This is a genomic window from Thermopirellula anaerolimosa (assembly GCF_054657335.1).
This window is the reverse complement of record NZ_BAAHYX010000006.1, coordinates 1,191,434-1,211,167: the sequence shown is the minus strand read 5'-3', so window position 1 is coordinate 1,211,167 and position 19,734 is coordinate 1,191,434. Positions and strand designations below refer to the sequence as shown.

Genomic DNA, 19,734 nt, shown 5'->3' with positions numbered 1-19,734 from the left:
TTTCACAATTAAACCTGTGGCAATTATACGCAAGTGTTTGCGAAGTCCAGGGGAAAGCGGAAGCGAATCGTTGTCAACGTTGTGTTATTGGGGAAGAAGACGGAGTCGCTGAATATCGCGACGGGCCTCGAAATGAGCGTATGACTCGCGAGGATACCTGTTCGGACAGAACGGAAGTTTTGCGTTTTCCGCCGCATCGGCCATGTTCGCAACTTGCGACCGCAGGCGGAACTCGCTACGTTAAATGGTTTCTGGGACATTTTGGGACGTTGCCGGACGGTTCGAGAAGTCAGGACGTATCTTGGCCGACGGCGTGCAAAAGGCCTGGGATTTGCGGGCGATTTGGGATTGGGACGACGCGTTGCTCCGAGCAAACTCTCCGCCCTCGGCGGAGTCCGGTTTCGGCGCGTTAAGAGGGGATCAATCAAGACGGCAATTCGACCGGAATGGGCTGGGTTCCGTCTTTGCGGCTTCGCGCCTCTTCTCTTTCGCCGATCACGTCGCTCATCCCTTGGTTATGCCGCCTTGGGGAGAGGCTTCCGCGCGACGGTCCGAGGATTGCGTTGGTATCGGGCGTAGTTTCGCGGCACGGACGAACATCTAGGGGACATCTTTTTTTGTGGACGTTTGCGGGAGGGTGGGGTCCCGCCATAGAGCGCCATTGCAATTCGCAGCGCCTCGTCGGCGTCATCTACGCGGATGCGACCGGCGGCAAGGCTGTTCACCCGTTCGAAAGAGGAGATCACACCGTGGCAGAAAAACGCTTCGTGACCGTGGATGGAAATGAAGCAACGGCCAACATTGCGCACTTGTGCTCCGAGGTCATGGCGATCTATCCGATTACGCCGTCCTCGGGCTTGGGCGAGATGCCCGACGCTTGGGCCGCCGCCGGCAGAAAGAACATTTTCGGGTCGGTGCCTCACGTGGTGGAAATGCAGAGCGAGGCGGGCGCCGCCGGAGCGGTTCACGGCGTGTTGCAGGGCGGGGCTTTGTCCTCCACCTTTACGGCCTCGCAGGGCCTGCTGCTGATGATTCCGGAGATGTTCAAGATCGCCGGAGAGCTGACGCCCGTGGTGTTCCACGTGACCGCCCGCACGGTAGCCACCCACGCTTTGTCCATTTTCGGCGATCACAGCGACGTCATGGCGGTCCGCAGTACCGGTTTCGCCTTGTTGGCGTCGGGTTCCGTGCAAGAGGCGCAGGACCTGGGCCTGATCGCGCACGCCGCAACGCTGAAGGCAAGGGTCCCCTTCCTGCACTTCTTCGACGGGTTCCGGACATCGCACGAGGTCGCCAAGATCGAGCAACTTACCGAGGACGACGTCCGCGGCATGATCGATTTCGAGTTGGTCCGAGCGCATCGGGAACGGGCGATGTCTCCCGAGCGGCCCGTCCTTCGGGGAACGGCCCAAAATCCGGACGTCTTCTTCCAAGCCCGCGAGGCCTGCAATCCCTTCTATCAAAAGGTCCCGCAGATCGTTCAGGAGACGATGGACGAATTCGCGCGGCGTTTCGGCCGGTCGTATCACCTGTTCGATTACTGCGGGCACCCGGAGGCGGAATACGTCATCGTCGCCATGGCCTCCGGTTGCGGGGTGGTGGAGGAAGCCGTCGATCATCTCACGGCCCAAGGCAAGAAGGTCGGCGTACTCAAGGTGCGGCTCTATCGTCCGTTCGACGGGGCCTCGCTGGTCAAGGCTTTGCCCAAGAGCGTCAAGCACATCGCGGTGCTGGACCGCACCAAAGAACCGGGGGCCTTGGGTGAACCGCTGTACATGGACGTGATCGGCGCCGTTACCGAGAACTGGCAGCAACTCCAGGGAACGGCTGCGCCGCGGATCATCGGCGGGCGTTACGGACTTTCGTCCAAGGAATTCACCCCGGCCATGGCCGTCGCCGTGTTCCAGGAACTCGCCAAGCCGACGCCGAAAAATCACTTCACGGTCGGTATCTTGGACGACGTGACCCATTTGAGCTTGGATTACGATCCCGATCTCTCGACCGAGGGCGACGACGTGGTCCGAGCGGTGTTCTTCGGTCTCGGCAGCGACGGTACGGTCAGCGCCAACCGCAGTTCCGTGAAGATTATCGGCGAAAATACCCCCAACTACGCGCAAGGGTACTTCGTCTACGACTCGCGGAAGGCAGGCTCGATGACGACGTCGCACGTCCGCTTCAGCCCCCGGCCGATCAAGGGGTCGTACCTGGTTCACAAGGCCAACTTCGTGGCCTGCCACCAATTCCATTTCCTGGAACGCATCGACGTGCTCGCGTCGGCGGAGCCTGGGGCCACCTTCCTCCTCAACAGCCCCTTTCCGGCGGACACCGTCTGGGACCACCTCCCGGCCGAAGTGCAAAAGCAGATCATCGAGAAGAAGCTGAAGTTTTACGTCGTGGACGCCTACGCGGTCGCCAAGGAGACCGGGATGGGCGTACGCATCAATACCGTGATGCAAACGTGCTTTTTCGCGTTGGCGAAGGTGATTCCCATCGAGGACGCCGTCAAGGAGATCAAAGAGCAGATCGTCAAGGCGTATGGGAAGAAGGGCGGCGCGTCGATCATCGAGAAGAACTTCGCGGCGGTGGATCGGGCCTTGGAGTCGCTGCACGAGGTCAAAGTGCCCTCGCAAGTGACGTCCCAACTGCACATGGTGCCCGCCGTGCCGCCGGATTCGCCGGACTTCGTGCGGGACGTTCTGGGCATGATGATCGCTTATCGCGGCGACGATCTTCCGGTCAGCGCACTGCCGCCGGACGGCAGTTTCCCCACCGGCACCACCAAGTACGAGAAGCGGAGCATCGCCCTGGAGATCCCCATCTGGGACGCCAAGATTTGCATCCAGTGCGGTCTGTGCTCGTTGTCGTGCCCGCACGCGGCCATTCGCATGAAGGTCTATGACCCTGCCGTGCTGTCGGGCGCGCCGGAGGGCTTCAAGTCGACCGAGTGGCGCGGCAAGGAATACCCCGGCATGATGGTGACGGTTCAGACCGCCCCGGACGATTGCACGGGCTGCGGGTTGTGCGTCGAAGTGTGCCCGGTTCGAGACAAGGAAGTGGCCAAGCACAAAGCCATCGACATGCTGCCCAAGCTCGATCATTTGGAGCGGGAGCGGGCGGCGTTCGATTTCTTCCTGAGCATTCCCGATATTGATCGCAAGCAGGTGGCGGCGGACACGGTCAAAGGTTCGCAACTCTTGTTGCCGCTGTTCGAGTTCTCGGGCGCTTGCGCCGGTTGCGGGGAAACGCCGTATGTCAAATTGATCACCCAATTCTTCGGCGATCGCATGATGATCGCCAATGCGACGGGGTGCTCGTCCATCTACGGCGGAAATCTGCCTTGCACTCCGTACACGACCAACCACGAAGGCCGCGGTCCCACGTGGAGTAATTCGCTGTTTGAAGACGCCGCGGAGTTCGGCTTCGGCATGCGTTTGGCCGTCGATCAGCAGATCGACCACGCGACGAACCTGCTCAAGAAGCTCGCCCCGCAGGTTGGCGACAATCTGGTGCAGGAGTTGCTCAACAATCCTCAGGAGACCGATGAGCAAATCGCATTGCAGCGGCGACTCGTGGCGGAATTGAAGGCCAAGTTGGTCGGTGTGGGCGACTCGGATTCCCGCGATCTGATCGCGTCCGCGGATTATTTGATTCGGCGCAGCATTTGGTCGTTCGGGGGCGACGGTTGGGCCTACGACATCGGCTTCGGCGGATTGGACCACGTCCTGGCGTCAGGGCGCGACATCAATCTGCTCGTGATGGATACCGAAGTGTACTCGAACACGGGCGGACAAGCGTCCAAGGCCACTTTCCGCGGGGCCGTCGCCAAGTTCGCTGCGGCGGGCAAGCCAGGCCGCAAAAAGGATCTGGGATTGATCGCCATGTCCTACGGCAACGTTTTTGTGGGACAAATCGCGATGGGCGCCAACCCCTTGCACGCCATTCGGACGATCCGCGCGGCCGAGTCCTATCGTGGGCCGTCCATTATCATCGCCCTCAGCCACTGCATCGGCTGGGGAATCGATATGTCCAAGGGCTTTGAATACCAAAAGGAGGCCGTCGCCACCGGTTATTGGCCGCTCTATCACTTCGATCCGCGCGATCGCGAGCAACCGCTTCGCGTGGATAGCCGGCCTCCCAAGGGCGAGTTCAAGGAATTCGCGCTCAAGCAAGCGCGCTTCGCCATCCTCGCGCGGTCCAAGCCGGAGCGGGCCGAACAACTGTTCCGCTTGGGGCAAGAGGATATCAACTTCCGTTATTCGCTTTACGAAAACTTCAGCACGGCCCTGGCTGGGAGCGGTGCCAAGACCGCCGCTGCCGCGGATCCGGCGTGACCACTCTCGACCCTTTAGGAGGCTGGAAAATGAGCGTTGATTTACGGACTAAATACTTGGGTTTGGAGCTGAAAAACCCCTTCGTCGCATCCGCCTGTCCGTTGACGGAATCCCTCGACAACCAGCGACGACTGGAGGACGCCGGGGCCGCCGCCGTGGTGCTGCCCTCCCTCTTCGAGGAGCAAATCTTGCAAGAGGAGGAGAACTTCGTCGGCGTGCACGAGTTCGGCACCGATAGCTTCGCGGAGGCCTTGTCCTACTTCCCGGAACCGGAGGAATACCGCATCGGCAGCGAGGAATACCTCGATCGTATCCAGGCTGCAAAGCGGGCACTCTCGATTCCGGTCATCGCGAGCCTGAACGGCACCTCTTTGGGCGGTTGGCTTCGTTACGCCAAGCTGATCGAGGATGCCGGGGCCGACGCCTTGGAGTTGAACATCTACTTCGTGGCGGCCGACGTGGAAATGACGGGCGAGGAGGTCGAAAAGCGGTATCTGGATCTCGTCCAGGCCGTGTCGTCCTCCGTCTCGATTCCCGTGGCGGTCAAGATCGGACCGTATTTCAGCTCGGTCGGCCATATGGCACGTCGGCTGATCGACGCCGGGGCGAAAGGGCTCGTCCTCTTCAATCGGTTCCTCCAACCCGATATTCGCCTGGATACCTTGGACACGCGACCCCACCTCGTGCTGAGCACCGAGTTCGAATTGCTTCTGCCGCTGCGGTGGATCGCCGTGCTCTACGGTCGCGTGGATGCCTCGCTGGCGCTGACCAGCGGGGTGCATTCCGCGCAGGGCGCGATCAAGGCCGTCCTGGCCGGGGCCGACGTCGTGATGCTCGCGTCCGCCCTGTATAAGCAGGGATTGAGCTGCGTCGGGGCTATGGCTGAGCAAATGAAACTCTGGATGGAGGAAAACGACTACGCTTCCGTATCGCAGATGAAGGGAAGCGTGAGCCATCGTAATTCGCCCAACCCGGCGGCTTTCGAACGCGGAAACTACATGAAGGCGTTGGCGTCGTTCACCGGCGCGCCGATCTGATTGCGTACGGCCTTCTTGCGGGATCGCTCGGCGGGCCGCTTCTCTCCCGGAGAGATCGCGGAGCAGTGAATTTCGTAAGAAAGGATTTCGCCATGCCTGCTCGGCTCAATGCCGAACAGCCATGTTTTCTTGTATACGCCCGCACGGCGATGCACGCCGTTGCGGGTTGAGCGACGGCGTTTTCCGCAAGGCTCGCTCGTCAAGAGTCCGTCTGGCGATTTGGTCTTGACGGGCTATCATAACGGAAGCGTCGCAAAACGCCCACCGGTTCGCCGAATCGCCGGTGCTATGATGAGCGGGGCTCGCCGGTCCCATGGCATCCCGCGGCGGAAGATTCCCAGGTTACGAAGCAAGGGTTCAACCATGCATTATCCCTGGTGGTACGTTCCCCAGCTTACGGCACCGATGCTCATTGCCGTGGTTTCGGTCTTGCACGTGCTGGTCTCGCACTACGCGGTGGGGGGCGGATTGTTCTTCGCCGTGGAAACCGGTTTCGCTTACCGCACGGGCAATCGAGATTACCTCGAATATCTGCGGCGTCACGCCCCCTTCTTCATCCTGCTGACCGTCGTCTTCGGCGCGATATCCGGGGTGGGAATCTGGTGGACGATCGGTCTGGCCTCGCCGCTGGCCACGGAAGTTTTGATCCGGAACTTCGTGTTTGGTTGGGCGACGGAATGGGTCTTTTTTGTCATCGAGCTTTCGGCGGCGTTCATTTTCTACTATTTCTGGGGCAAATTGGAACCGAAGACGCACGTGGCGATCGCGTGGATTTACGCAGGCGCGGCGTGGATCAGCCTGGTGCTGATTACGGGAATCACAGCCTTCATGCTGAATCCCGGTTCTTGGTTGGAGCACCGCACGTTTTGGAGCGGGTTTTTCAATCCGCAATTCCTCCCGCAGACGATTTCGCGAACCGGCGGCGCCATCCTGCTGACCTCCCTCTACGTCTACGTGCATGCATCGTGGACGCTCAAGGAGTCGGGCCTTCGCGAGTTGATCGTCCGGCGATCGACGCGACCGGCGCTGCTTGGGGCCGTAATGATCACCTTGGGCGGCATCGGTTGGTTCGCCATGCTTCCGGATTCGGCGAGGATGGCCTTGGAGGCGGCGGCGGTCTTGACGGTACTGACGGTGCTGATCTTCGCCCTGACGGCGGCGGTCTTTCTGCTGCTGTATCTCGGGCCGTATCGTCACCCGGAGTGGATGAGTCCCGGATTCGCCCTAGCGCTGTTCCTGTTCGGACTGGCCGCTTTCAGTACGGGTGAATTCATTCGAGAGGCCGTCCGCAAACCCTACGTGGTGTACAACGTCGTTTTGGGCAATCAAATCTTGGAGGAGGAGGTGCCGGCCTTTCGGGCCGCCGGGTTCCTGCAAAGCGGTCGATGGACGCGCGAGTACGTGAAGGAACGCTTCCCCGAAGCCCTGCAAGGCGACCGAGTCGATTCGCGAAAGCTGCTCGATTTGAAACCGGAGGACCGCGTCCTGGCGGGTCGCCTGATTTTCATGCACCACTGCAATGACTGCCACGCCGAGCGGCAGGGTTACTCGGCGGTCGGTCCCGTGCTTTTCGGGCGGTCTCGCGAGATGCTGGTGGATATGGTTTCGCACCTGCACGAAACCCACTATTTCATGCCTCCTTGGTCGGGAACGCGCGAAGAAGCGGAACTGGTGACCGACTATTTGTGGACGCTCCGGCCCGAGCGTCCCAAGGGCATCTATCCCAACTTGGAGCAGTTGGAGGCCAAACGATGATCGAATCGTTGGATACATCCGCCTTGCCGGCAATGCCGGCGCCGTTCTGGTTCGTGCAGTTCTTCAAGGTCTTGGGTTTCATTCTGCACATGGTGCCCATGAATCTTTGGTTCGTGGGCATGGTGTTGGCCGTGCTGTTTTACAAACGTGCCGGGCACGCCCGAGAGTGGGCCGAACGCATCGGGACGCAGATGCCGGTCATCGTGGCCTTCGGCGTTAACTTCGGCATCGTGCCGCTGCTTTTCATTCAAGTGGCGTACCCTTGGGCCTTTTACCCCGCCACCATTCTGACGGCTTGGTTTTGGTTTTCCATCGTCATTCTGCTGATCTTCGCCTACTACGGAGTCTATGCCTTCGCTTTCGGACTCAAGGCGAAGACCCAGGCCATGCAGCTGTGGCGGTATGCGGCGGGATGGATCGCGGCGGGGTTGTTCCTGGTGATGGGATTGCTTTTCTGCAACGGCTTTTCGTTGATGGCGTCGCCCGATCATTGGAAGCCGCTTTGGCTGGGGCATAACGTCGCCGGCGCTGCGACGGGAACGGCCCACAATTTCGCCGATTCCTCGCTGTGGCTGCGATGGTCGTTGATGCTGGGTCTGGCCATGCTGACCACTGCCGCTTATACCGTGGTCGACGCCGCGTGCTTCGTGAAGACCGATCGGAACGAATACCGCCTGTGGGCCGCGGGATTCGCGTGGCGTTTGGGCCTAGTCGGAGTGGTCGTCACGACCGCAGCGGGCGCCGCTTACGTCTGGGGAACCTGGCCTCGCGACCTGCTGTCGTACATGACCTCGGGCTCGCGATTGCCGCTGACCGTCCTGACGGCCGTTTCTCCCGTCTTGCCGGTTGCGGTCTTGACGCTATTCCGAAATCGCGCCGCGGACGTCGTTGCGGCGGGTGCGGTGGGCGGATCGCAAATCGTCGTCCTGGCGCTCAACGCGGTTAGTCGGCAGGTCGTGCAAAATCTGGAAATCGCCCCGTACGGCAAGGTCTGGGAGGTTCCGCAAAGCCCCGACTGGGGACCGATGGTCTTGTTCCTGGTAACGTTCGTGCTGGGCGTCGCGGTGATCGGTTGGATGCTCGCGCAGGTGGTGCGATGCGTCAAGGCGTCCTCGCCGTGACCTGCGCAGGCGGTGATCGCTAGCCTCGGCGAACGTTTCTTCTCGGCGAACCCTACGGCGAACATAGCTACTCGCTACATGGTCGCGTTATGCGCGATGAGCGCCCTCTGCGGCCTTGCCGGCACTCTGTCGGCACGGCGATGGCCGAACCGCCATGTCTCAGGGCGCTTCCTGCGTTCTTGGGGCGTTCGCGCTAGATTGTCCGCTCTATAGTGCGATAAGACATCCTTTCTTTTTTGCGAACTCTTCGAATCGGCGTTGACAGCTCTCGGTGAGACTTGTATTCTTCCGCCCTCTTGCCGGATCGACGCCTTCGATCTTGTTTGCTCCGTGGACCGGGGATTTCACTAGCGAAGGGTGAGCCTCCGCGACTGGACGCGTCCGGTCTTAAGAGCGAAGCGAGGAGTTGAGCGAGAGGGGCCTAAACGGCGTGAGCGAGCGTTTCCGCGTGCGACGAAGAAGATGTCGTCGTGAACGGCGAAGAGGCGCGGCCTATCGGTCGAGCGACGAGAGAAAGCACGCTCCGCCGGGCACGACGAGCGACATCCCATGGCTGCACGTGGAGCCGAAAGGACGAAGGCATGAGCGGCGGCGACCGGTTCCGCAGATGATGGTTCGTAAGAGGATGCACGCGGGAACGAAATCGCTTGGGCCGCGGAAAATTCAGAGAAATCAGCCTTGACCCAATAACACCATTCAAGTATTTGTCCCGCACCGACCCTGTGTCGGAATGGCGAATTCACCGAATCTCCGCCCGTCGAAGCGAGCCTTGCGAGGGAACAGGCTCGGGGAGATTGCGGCGACGAAGGCATCGCATGGAGGCGATACCCCTATGCCGTCGGAGCGTTACGGACACCGAAGTAATCTTGGCTGGGACAGCCGCCACCGAGGCGCGGAACGGAGTCCTGCGAGTCTCGAAAGGAGAACTGGGTTGAAAACGACAGTGCGCATCCTCACCGGCATGGCTGCCGTCGGCCTGGGGCTGCTGATGGCGGCACCCTGGGCGATCGGACAAGGACGTACCGACTTCGGCACGACGCAGCCCGCCCAAGACGCCGACGCCTTGCGTCGGCAGAGCGACGATTTGCTGAAGCGTGCCAAGCAGGCCATCGCCGAACGAAACTACCAGGGCGCGGAGTTGCTGATCCGCCAGGCGGAAGCCCTGGGCGTCCAATATCCGCCGATGCACCTGGGAGACACGCCGAACAAGGTGCGCCGAAGTTTGGAGGCGGCTCGTTCCTCCGCCGGTGCTCCCGCTCCCGGGCAAACTCCCTTCGATGCCCGGGGATTGAGCGCCGACGATCCCAAGAGCCTCGCCAAGACCTACCTCCGAAACGGTCGGCTGGCGCTGGCGAAGGGGGACGTGCAGGACGCCGCCAATTGGTACCGTGCCGCGGTGAGCGTTTCGGCGGTGTTCTCGCCGGATGAGGATTCGCCGGCTAAGCTGGCCGAAGATCTCCGCCGCATGGGATACGATCCTAACGCGACCGCTCAGGCCGGTTCGCCGAACGGAGCGCCTATGACGCCGCTTCCGCCGGTGGGCCAAATGACCTCGATGACCCCGCCCGGCATCACTCCGGAAACCAAATCGCCCACCCAGAAGCAGAGCGACCAATGGTTGCTGGAAGCCCGGCGGGCCTTGGCCCTGGGGGACGTCAAGACCGCGCAACGCCACGTGGAGCAGATTCGCTCACTAGGGTTGACCTACGGTCGATTCGAAGACTCGCCGGAACGCATTGAGACTCTGATCCGCACGCATCAGGACCTCATGGCTCAAAAGGCCGAGCGAGGTCAAAGCGAAGGCTGGCGTCGGCTGTACGCCAAGTTGCTGCTCGAGCAGGCGGACGGATTGCTTCGCTGGGGAGATCTCAACGAGGCCGAGCGTCTGGCTCAATTCGCAGCGCAGCAAGGCATTAGCTTCAGCCCCTTCGAACTACGACCGGAGACGATTCTCGATCGCGTGGCCGAAGAACGCCGCCGTCGCAGTCCGGTGAGCGTTCCGGACGCGGCCTCGACCGCTCCCGGTTATGCCCTGGCGGCCAAGCAGCGCGCCGCCGATCTTCTGAACCGTGCTCGGGGGGCGTTGAATGCCGGAGACTGGAGCACGGCCGAGACCTATGCCATGCAGGCGGCTTCGTTCCAGCTTCCGGAGTCGGCCTTCGGCCCCGGGGAGGATAGCCCCAGCCGCATGTTGGCCGCGGTGCAACAAGCCAAGTCGGCGGCCGGCGTGGTCCCGGCGGCTGCGCAGGGCGTTGTGCCGGCCTCGGGGAACTTCGGCGCTCCCAACGTCGCCGCGGCGGCGGTTTACAACCCCAGCGCGGATGCCACCCGCAACGTGCCGGCCTCGGCGGTCCAGCCCGGCCTTCCGTCCGGCCCCTTCCAAGCCGAGGCCGCCGTTCCCGGTCGCGGCATGATGCTGGTCCGGCAAGCCGAGGAAGCCCTGCGGCGCAACGATGAAGCGACCGCCATGGAATACTTCCGCCAATCGACGGCTTACTTCGCCGAGATGGATCCCGTGACCGTCCAACGGGTCCAAGACGTGCTGCAACAATACGCCGCGCGAACGAGCTACCAGACGGTGCAGGAAGCGTCGGAAATCACGATGCAGCAGCAGATGATCGCGCGACAACTTTCCGCGGAATTGGCTCAAAAGGAGTCGCAAGCGCTGAGCCTGCTGGACAGTGATCCCGCGCGAAGCCGGAACATTTTGGAGTTGATGCGAGGCAAGATCGAGACGGCCTCCGTCGATTCCGCGGCGAGGGATCAACTCCTGCGGCGCTTGAATGCCCGACTGGCGGAAATCGATCGCTACGTCGAGCAGAACAAGCCCATCATCGACCGTCAAAAGAAGAATGCCGAGGTCGAGGCTTCCATCACGCAGACCCGGTTGGGAACTTTCGACAAGCAGAGCAAGCTGGCCGAGATGGTGCAAGAGTACAACCAACTCATCAGCCAGCAGCGATTCGCGGAGGCGGAAGTCGTGGCGAAGCGTGCGGCGGAACTCGACCCCGAGAACCCCGTCACCCAGCAACTGGTGCTGAACGCCCGATTCATCCGGCAATACAGCGAGAACATGGCCCTCAAGGATCAAAAGGAGCAGGCCTTCCTCGCGACGTTGGCTTCGGTGGATCGCTCTTCCGTGCCCTTCGACGACTCCACCCCCTTCCTGCTGCCGGACGCCACGGAATGGAAGCAGTTGACGGATCGGCGGGCGAAGAGGACCGACAGCCGTTTGAAACGTTCCGAAGCTGAACTGCAAATCGAGCGCCAACTCTCATTCCTGGTGATGCTGCAATTCGATGCGGCGCCGCTGTCGCGAGTGATCGATTACCTCAGCAAGCTGACGGACGTCAACATGCACATCGATCCGAACGGACTGGCGGCGGAGGGCGTCTCGACGGACACCCCGGTAACCATCAAGCTGAATCAGGAGGTTTCGCTGAAAAGCGCGCTGAACCTCATCTTGCAACCGTTGCACCTCTCGTACGTCATCCAAGACGACGTGCTGAAGATCACCAGCGAGCAGATGACGCGCGGCGTAGTCTTCACCAGAGCCTACGACGTAGCCGATCTGGTCAGCCCCATCCCGAACTTCATCCAAAGCGGGATGCCGCTCGATGCAGCCTATGCAAACGCGATGCGGCAAGCGGGCGTGGCCTCGGCCGGTTCCACGCCGAACACGGTGCTCGCCTCGCGAGGCGGGGAACGCGTCTCGGCCGTCATCAACCCGGCCATTCTGGCCCAGATGTCTCAATCCACGGCCAACGCTCTGCCGGGCGGCGCGAACGTGCCGTTCGGGGCGGGGGCCGGCGGAATGGGCGGTGCCGCTCTCGCCGACTTCGACAGCTTGATCGAGCTGATCCAAACCACGGTGGATCCCACCAGTTGGGACGCACAGGGCGGTCCGGGCTCCATCTCGCCATTCCCCACCAACCTCAGCTTGGTCATCAGCAACACGCAGGAGGTTCACGAGCAGATCGCGGATCTGTTGGAGCAACTCCGCCGAATGCAGGACCTGCAAGTGACCGTCGAGGTGCGATTCATCACCCTTAACGACAATTTCTTCGAACGGATCGGAGTTGACTTCGACTTCGACCTGAACGACAAGATCGACGGTAAAAGTGGTGTCACGTTCGGTCAGATCGTGACGCCGGCCGACCCGGCGAATGACGACGCTGAGGTCCGTGATCTGAACGACAAGGATAACAGCCGCGGCGTGACGGTGGGGCTTAGCGCTCCGGTGGGCTTGGGTGCCCCGGCCAGCTTCAGCGCCGACCTCGACATCCCGTTCCGGCAAGGCAGTTTCGCCTTGGCCACGCCGCAATTCGGCGGCTATGACGGCACGGCGGGCGCCCAATTGGGATTCGCCATCCTGAGCGAGATCGAGGCCTACTTCTTCATCGAAGCGGCTCAGGGCGATCGCCGATCGAACGTCCTGCAAGCGCCCAAGGTGACGCTCTTCAACGGCCAGTACGCCTCGATTTCCGACCAATCCACCAGCCCCTTCGTGATGGGAATCATCCCGGTGGTCGGTGACTTCGCCGCCGCTCAGCAACCGGTGGTCGTGATGGTCTCCGAGGGCACGTTCCTCACGGTGCAGGCCGTGGTCTCCCAGGATCGCCGGTTCGTCCGCATGACGGTCATCCCCTACTTCGCCCGAATCCAAGAGGTGAATCAGTTCACCTTCACCGGTTCGGAGACGACGACCGAGACGACCTCGGCGGAAGGGAACCAGAACGAGCCGAACGACAACACCAAGAACAGCCGCAACCGCACGACCACGCGGCAAGGCAGCACCGTCCAATTGCCCACCGTGGCCTCGGTGTCCGTCAACACGACGGTCAGCGTTCCGGACGGTGGTACGGTTCTCTTGGGCGGTATCAAGCGGCTGAGCGAAGGCCGTAATGAGTTCGGCGTGCCGATGCTCTCGAAGATCCCGTACGTCAATCGGCTCTTCAAGAACGCCAGCGTCGGCCGAGAAACCCAAAGCCTCATGATGATGGTCACGCCGCGGATCATCATCCCCGAAGAAGAGGAAGAAAAGCTCGGCATTACCACGCCGTAGTTGAAACTCGAATCCTTCCCCTCCCTCCTGAGACGGGGGCCGCCGGTTTGACCGCCGACGGCCCTTTTTGCTGCGCCGCGTTGTCTACGCCGTCGATATTTCGACGTGTTCCGCGCTGTCGGGAGGGCCGGGTGCGTCCAAAGTCGAGAGGCTCTTGGAGGCGCCTTGAGCGGCGATAGACTGAATCCGGTCAATAGCACCATCCCAAACGCCGAACAGGTTCGAGCCTGTCTGGCTTTGCGAATTCGAATTGAATAGTTACGACGAACGTGGGGAACCGCCATGCACGACAAAAAGCCTTTTCCGCCGTCTTGCAGCGCCCAAAGCGCCCGCGCCGTCGCGTCATCGTGGCTTCGGGGAATCGCTCGGCCTTTGAGCGAACCGCGGTCGAGGATGCGCTTCCTCGGCCCATTGGCGTTGTCATGGTTCGCTTGCAGTTGCGTTGCGGTTGTTGCGACCGCCGATGAACCAGCCTATGACTCCTGGACGCTGAAAAGCAGTCGTTTGGGAGATTTTCCGCCGCCGAACGAAGGCGATCAACAAACGTGTTTGGTCGTCGCCGATTTCGACGGCGATTCGATCCTCGATTTTGCGGTGGGTGAGCGGACCCGATCGCCGGGCATCGTGTGGTATCGATCGACCGGCACGACTTGGGAACGCCGCGTCATCGAGGCGGGCGCACTGCGACCCGAGGCGGGAGGCGTCGCGGCCGATTTGGACGGGGACGGCGATCCCGACCTGATCTTGGGCCAAGATGCCTCCGGCACGGAGATGTGGTGGTGGGAGAATCCGGACCCCCATTTCGAAAAGCCCTGGAAACGGCGGCTCATCAAGGTCCAAGGGGGACGCAAGCATCACGATCAGACGTTTGGAGATTTTACGGGCGACGGGCGTCCCGAGTTGCTGTCGTGGAATCAAGGCGCCAAAAGTCTTCTGCTGTTTACGCCGCCGGACGATCCGCGTGTGGAAACACCTTGGTCGGCACGGGTAATTTATCGCTGGCAGGACGGTCCGGAGTTGGAGGGCTTTCCTTCGTACCCCGTGGACGTGGACGGCGACGGAGTGTTGGACATCGTAGGCGGCGGGCGATGGTTGCGATACCGCGGCGAGGACGCCTTCGACTGCGAAATCATCGATGACCGCATGCGGTTTACCCAATGCGCGGCCGGGCAATTAGTCGCGGGAGGGCGACCGGAAATCGTCTTTTTGCCGGGCGACACCGACGGCGAGGCCCGGTGGTACGAATTCGACGGCAGGGGTTGGCAAGCCCATTCGCTGGGGGACGTGGTGCACGGTCACACCTGCGAGATCGGCGACCTCGATGGGGATGACAACCTCGACATCCTGATCGGCGAAATGGGATCGCCGGGGGCGGGCGATCAGGCCCGCATCCTCGTATGGCTCGGCGACGGCAGAGGCGGCTTCCGAAAGGAGATCATCCGCACGGGCCAGGGTATCCACGAAGGCAGGCTTGCCGACGTCAACGGCGACGGTCGCCTCGATATCCTCGTCAAACCGTACCACCACAACGCGCCGCTCATGGAAATCTTGTTGAACGGCGGTCGTTCAAGAGCAAAGTGACGCTCGCGATGATCTTCACGGTCGCGTATAAGTCGCCACGGTAGTGTTTTGAACGCGACCGAAGTTCTTTGTGCGACCACGTGAGAAGACATTACGACGTAGTAAAAATCAGTTGCCCCTTCCGCAAAAATATTCTATGGTTTCATTAGTCCCTTCTAACAAATAACCCGGTCGTCATTCTCGCACACGGGACTTTCGCCTTCCAGCAGCAGTCACTACCTTCTTCGGGCGAGCTCCGTCTTTTTCTTTCGGACGCTTGGCATCTTCCAAGCGGCGGTCTCACGGGCCATTCCCCTTTTCTCGCGGCAAGAAGAAGGAGGTGAATCATGGCGCACAGTCTTTTTTCTCGCCTAACGATCAAGAGTAAATTGATCGGAGGGTTCTGTCTGGTCGCGTCGGCGTCCGCCTTGGTGGGCGGAATCGGTTATTGGGCTTTGACGGGTTTTCAACGCTGCTCCGATACTGTGTCCCAAACCATACTGCCTTCGATAGACTCTCTCAAAGGAGTGAAATCGGCGTTCGAGGAACTGCGCATTGCACAGCGAACGCTTCTAACGCAGAAGCTCAGCGATGCCGATTGGCAGCGGCAATTCGAGGACATCGCGGCAGCGAGAAAAACCTATCAAGCCGAGTGTGAGAAATTCGAGGCCGTTATTCAAACGGACGATATGCGACGGCTTTGGGAGGAATTCAAGTCGGCGGTTGCCGAATGGCGAGATTTGAATAACGCGGGTCTCGACCAATGCCGCGAAATCCGGTCGCTGGATGTGGGCGACCCCGCGGACTTTCTGTATCAAATCGAGAATTTGCGAGGAAAACATTACGAACTGCTGGCCAAGACACAGGCGTTATTACTCACCGGAACCGCGTTTGAAGGAGGCGAGGATTACGCGAGCTGCGCTTTTGGAAAATGGATTGCGCAACTTCGGACTCAAAACCCGACCATCCGGCGCATTGTGAGCGAGCAGGCCGAGGTTGACCGTCGATTTCATGCGGCCGTGGCCGAGATCAAACGATTGAAAGCAGCCGGACAGGACCACGCGGCATTACAAACGTTCAAAGATGCCTGCGACGCGATGAACGACGTACTCGCGCGTTTCGAGGAGCTGGCCGCCTTGGGACACAGCGCGCGGGAAAGCGAGAATGCGTACGTTCGGCTGGTCATGGAAGACGCCGAGGAAAAGCAGATGAAGGCGGATTCTCTTTTGAATCAACTCATCACCGCGGAGGAGAAGATCGCCGATCGAACGGTGGCGGAGGGCATGCAAAATGCCCGGTCGGCGAAAACCCTGATCGTCGGGACATCCGTTGTTGCATTCGCCCTGGCGCTCGTCGCGGGAATATCTCTGGCGTTGAGCGTCATTCGCCCGGTCCGCGGCGTGGTCGCCATGCTCAAGGACGTGGCGGAGGGAGAAGGGGACCTTACGAAGCGTTTGAGCGTGTCGAGCCACGACGAACTGGGAGAGATGGGGCGATGGTTCAATACTTTTTGTGACAAGCTGGAGTTGATTATTGCGGACGTGGCGTCCACGACCGAGCAATTTCGGGAAGGGGCGAAGATCGTGTCGGACGCCTCTCAGTCTTTGGCTTCCGGTTCGCAGGAACAAAGCGCCAGCGTGGAGCAGATCAACGCCTCGATGCAGCAAATGGCGGCCTCGGTGGCGGATGTCAAGAGGGTTGCCGTAGCGGCGCGAGCACTCGGTACGGAGACCGAGGAGACGGCAAAACGCGGCGAAAAGGCGGTAAACCAATCTTTGGAAGCCATGGACGACATTCGCAAGAATGCCCGGCAAATCTCGCAAATCATCCAGGTTATTTCCGAGATAGCCGGGCAAACCAATCTGTTGGCTCTGAATGCGGCCATCGAGGCGGCTCGCGCCGGGCAGCATGGAATGGGCTTCGCCGTGGTTGCGGATGAGGTCCGAAAATTGGCGGAACGCGCGAACCGCGCCGCCGCCGAAATATCTCAGCTCATCCGACGCGCGAATGAAAGCGTCGAGCAAGGCGCGGAGTTGAGCCAAGCCGTCGCGAAGGCTTTGCACGACATCGTTGCCGCCGTCGATAACACGTCGGGCAAGATCGGCGAAATCGCCGAAGCCGCTGCGGTGCAGGCCGAAAGTGCGGAAGAGATTGCGCGCGCTGTGGCGGGTATCACCGATATTGTGAATCACACGGCCTCTAGCAGCGAGGAACTGGCTTCCAGTAGCGAAGAATTGGGGTCGCAGGCGGACGCATTGAGCCGAATCGTCGGTCGATTCAAGATTCGGCCGGTCCTTCATGGGGCCGGTGCATGAGAAATCGCACGCAGTAGTAGAGGCCGCATCAACCGATCCTAACACCTAACACGGTCGCCGGAAGCTGTTTGCTTTCGGCGACCGCTTAGCTGTGATGGCGAAACAAATGCCCGCTCGAGCATAAAGCGGGCAAGCAATGAACCCAGGGTGATTGAGCAATCGGCCCGGGTTCGTGCCGTTTAAGGGCTTGCCGGTTGGCTCTTTTCCTCGCCTTGCTGCCGAGCCTTTTTGATGTATTGATCTAGGATGATGGGAATTTGGTCGGGCGTCACCGAACCGTGCATGTCGTCGTTGACCACCATCACGGGCGCCAGACTGCACGCCCCCAGGCAACGAGCGCCTTCCAGGGTAAACATGCCGTCGCCGGTGGTTTCCCCGAAATGAATGCCCAACTCGTCCGAGAGTTTTTCGGCCAGTCGGTCCGCTCCCTTGACATAACAGGCCGTCCCCAGGCACAGGTTGATGATGAACTTGCCTCGGGGTTGCAAGCGGAAATAGTGATAAAAGCTGGCGACGCCCGACACTTTCGCAGCAGGCACTTGGAGCAATTGGGCCACGGCATCAAGTTGCGATTGACCCAAGAAACCGAATTTGCCTTGCACGCGATGCAACACGGCGATGAGTTGGCTGTGCGGGTCTTGCTCCGCGCGGCATTGCTCGATGAAGGCGACCAGGTCTTCACCCAGCACCCGTTCGGCGGCGGCCTTGACTTCGGCCCAATTGTCGGTGGAACACGCGTGTTGGCAATTCATCGGATACCTCGCGGCAACTTCGGCGAATAGCGTGTGTGCAGCAGTTGGTGCGCCCGTTCCGATCCGGGACTGCCCAGGAATTTCTCGTAGATCTCCTCCAGCGCCGGGTTCTCGTACGATTCGCGGAGTTTCTTGGAACCGTCGATGGCGTAGAGCGCGGAGGCGCGTTTCTTGAGGAGTTGCGGATCTAAGACGTGATAATGCGGCGGCGGATAGGGTTGCCCTCCGCCTCCGATACACCCGCCGGGGCAGGCCATCACCTCGATGACGTGGAAATTCTCTTTGCCCGCCGTCACCTTATCCAAAACTTGCTTGGCGTTGTTGAGTCCGTTGGCCACGGCGACATGGATGTTGCGTTCGCCGATGGCGACATAGGTCTCGCGCAATCCCTCCACGGCGCGGACCTCGGTGAACTCCAGGCGTTCCGGCGGCTTATCGGTGAGGATATGGTAAGCCGCTCGCAGGGTGGCCTCCATCACGCCGCCGGTGGTGCCGAAGATGTCGCCCGCCCCCGTCGCCAAGCCTAGCGGGGCGTCGAAATCGCCCTCGGGAAGGGAGGTGAAGTTGATGCCGTAACATTTGATCATCCAAATCAACTCGCGCGTGGTGAGCACGGCATCCGTGTACGGCAAGCCGTTTTCCATTATGTGTTCGGGACGCCGCGCTTCGTACTTCTTGGCCACGCAAGGCATGACGGCGACCATGAATATCTTCTCGGGCGGGATGCCTTTCTGCTCGGCGTAGTACGTTTTGGCGAGCGTCGAAAGCATGCTCATCGGCGATTTGCACGTCGAAGCGTGGGGGATCAACTCCGGATAGAACTTCTCCATGAAGCTGATCCACCCGGGCGAGCAGGACGTGATCATCGGCAGCGGACCGCCCTCTTGAAGGCGCGTCAGAAACTCGTGGGCCTCCTCGACGATCGTCAAGTCGGCGCCCAAGTCCGTATCGAAGACGGCGTCGAAGCCCAGCAGTCGCAGGGCGGTGACCATCTTGCCGGTGCACGGCGTCCCCGGCGGCAGGTCGAAACCCTCGCCGATGGCCGCGCGGATGGACGGCGCGGTTTGGACCACGACGTGCATCTCGGGATCCGCCAAGGCCTTCCAGACATCTTCGACGCTGGATTTCTCCAGGAAAGCCGCGGTCGGGCAGACATTGATGCACTGTCCGCATTGGATGCAGACGGAATCGTCCATGCGGACCAAATGGGCGGGGCCGACTTGCGTCGTGAACCCCCGACCGTGTTGGCTCAGGTTGTACACCCCCTGAATCTCGGCGCAGACCCGAACGCAACGCCCGCAAAGGATGCATTTGTTGGGATTGCGGACCACGGCGCTGCTGCTGTCGTCGATGGGAAAGTCCTTGCGGACTCCGGCGAACAGTCGCTCCCGCACGCCCAGCGAATAGGCCAGATTCTGCAATTCGCAATTGCCGTCGCGATCGCAGGTCTGGCAATCCATGGGATGGTTGTCGAGCAGCAATTCGACGATGTCGCGCCGCGCCTCGCGGATGGCGGGCGAGTTGGTCTTCACCGACATGCCTTCCCAAACCGGGGCGCTGCACGAGGCCGTGTATGCCCCCATCCCTTCGACCTCGACGATGCAAACGCGGCACGAACCCGCCAGGCTCAAGTCCGGGTGGTAGCACAAGCGGGGAATGCGGATGCCGAGTTTTTCCGCCGCCTGCATCACGGTGGTTCCCTCGGGCACGGTCAGCGGCGTACCGTCGATCGTGATGTTGATCTGCTTCTTGCGTTTGCGAATCATGGTCAAGGGTTTCCCTGGGCCGCCCGAACTTT

General features: G+C 60.9%; 9 protein-coding genes. 7 read left to right on the top strand and 2 right to left on the bottom strand.

Annotation, left to right across the window (positions count from 1 at the left end; all coding sequences use genetic code 11):
• The first annotated feature begins 749 nt into the window (after nt 1-749).
• The 7 genes from nifJ (at nt 750) to ACYQ6J_RS10485 (ending at nt 17,184) form a co-directional block, all read left to right on the top strand.
• Complete coding sequence (nifJ, locus tag ACYQ6J_RS10515) at nt 750-4,331, top strand: pyruvate:ferredoxin (flavodoxin) oxidoreductase (RefSeq protein WP_460184139.1); 3,582 nt, start codon at nt 750-752, stop codon at nt 4,329-4,331.
• A 29-nt stretch (nt 4,332-4,360) separates the two neighbouring features.
• Nucleotides 4,361-5,368 (top strand): dihydroorotate dehydrogenase-like protein, encoded by a 1,008-nt coding sequence (locus tag ACYQ6J_RS10510; RefSeq protein WP_460184138.1) that lies wholly within the window; start codon nt 4,361-4,363, stop codon nt 5,366-5,368.
• A gap of 363 nt (nt 5,369-5,731) precedes the next feature.
• Nucleotides 5,732-7,123 (top strand): cytochrome ubiquinol oxidase subunit I, encoded by a 1,392-nt coding sequence (locus ACYQ6J_RS10505; RefSeq protein ID WP_460184137.1) that lies wholly within the window; start codon nt 5,732-5,734, stop codon nt 7,121-7,123.
• Nucleotides 7,120-8,244: a hypothetical protein gene (locus ACYQ6J_RS10500; protein WP_460184136.1), complete on the top strand. Its 1,125-nt coding sequence runs from the start codon at nt 7,120-7,122 to the stop codon at nt 8,242-8,244. Before ACYQ6J_RS10505 ends, ACYQ6J_RS10500 begins: the two co-directional genes overlap by 4 nt.
• A gap of 931 nt (nt 8,245-9,175) precedes the next feature.
• A complete protein-coding gene (locus ACYQ6J_RS10495) occupies nt 9,176-13,309 on the top strand; it encodes a hypothetical protein (RefSeq protein WP_460184135.1) in 4,134 nt (1,377 codons plus the stop codon).
• Between the two features lie 282 nt (nt 13,310-13,591).
• Nucleotides 13,592-14,890, top strand: a complete 1,299-nt coding sequence (locus ACYQ6J_RS10490) for an FG-GAP repeat domain-containing protein (protein ID WP_460184134.1) — start codon at nt 13,592-13,594, stop codon at nt 14,888-14,890.
• Between the two features lie 326 nt (nt 14,891-15,216).
• Entirely contained in the window at nt 15,217-17,184 is a 1,968-nt protein-coding gene (locus ACYQ6J_RS10485) for a HAMP domain-containing methyl-accepting chemotaxis protein (RefSeq protein ID WP_460184133.1), read from the top strand.
• 179 nt (nt 17,185-17,363) lie between these two features.
• Here the strand turns inward: ACYQ6J_RS10485 and nuoE are convergent, their stop codons facing one another.
• Together nuoE and ACYQ6J_RS10475 are read right to left on the bottom strand one after the other, a co-directional pair.
• The gene (gene nuoE / locus ACYQ6J_RS10480; protein WP_460184132.1) at nt 17,364-17,936 is read right to left on the bottom strand and encodes an NADH-quinone oxidoreductase subunit NuoE; all 573 of its coding nucleotides are present in this window, start codon (nt 17,934-17,936) and stop codon (nt 17,364-17,366) included.
• Entirely contained in the window at nt 17,933-19,702 is a 1,770-nt protein-coding gene (locus ACYQ6J_RS10475; RefSeq protein WP_460184131.1) for an NADH-dependent [FeFe] hydrogenase, group A6, read from the bottom strand. The genes nuoE and ACYQ6J_RS10475 overlap by 4 nt, the downstream gene beginning before the upstream one ends.
• Nucleotides 19,703-19,734: the final 32 nt, after the last annotated feature.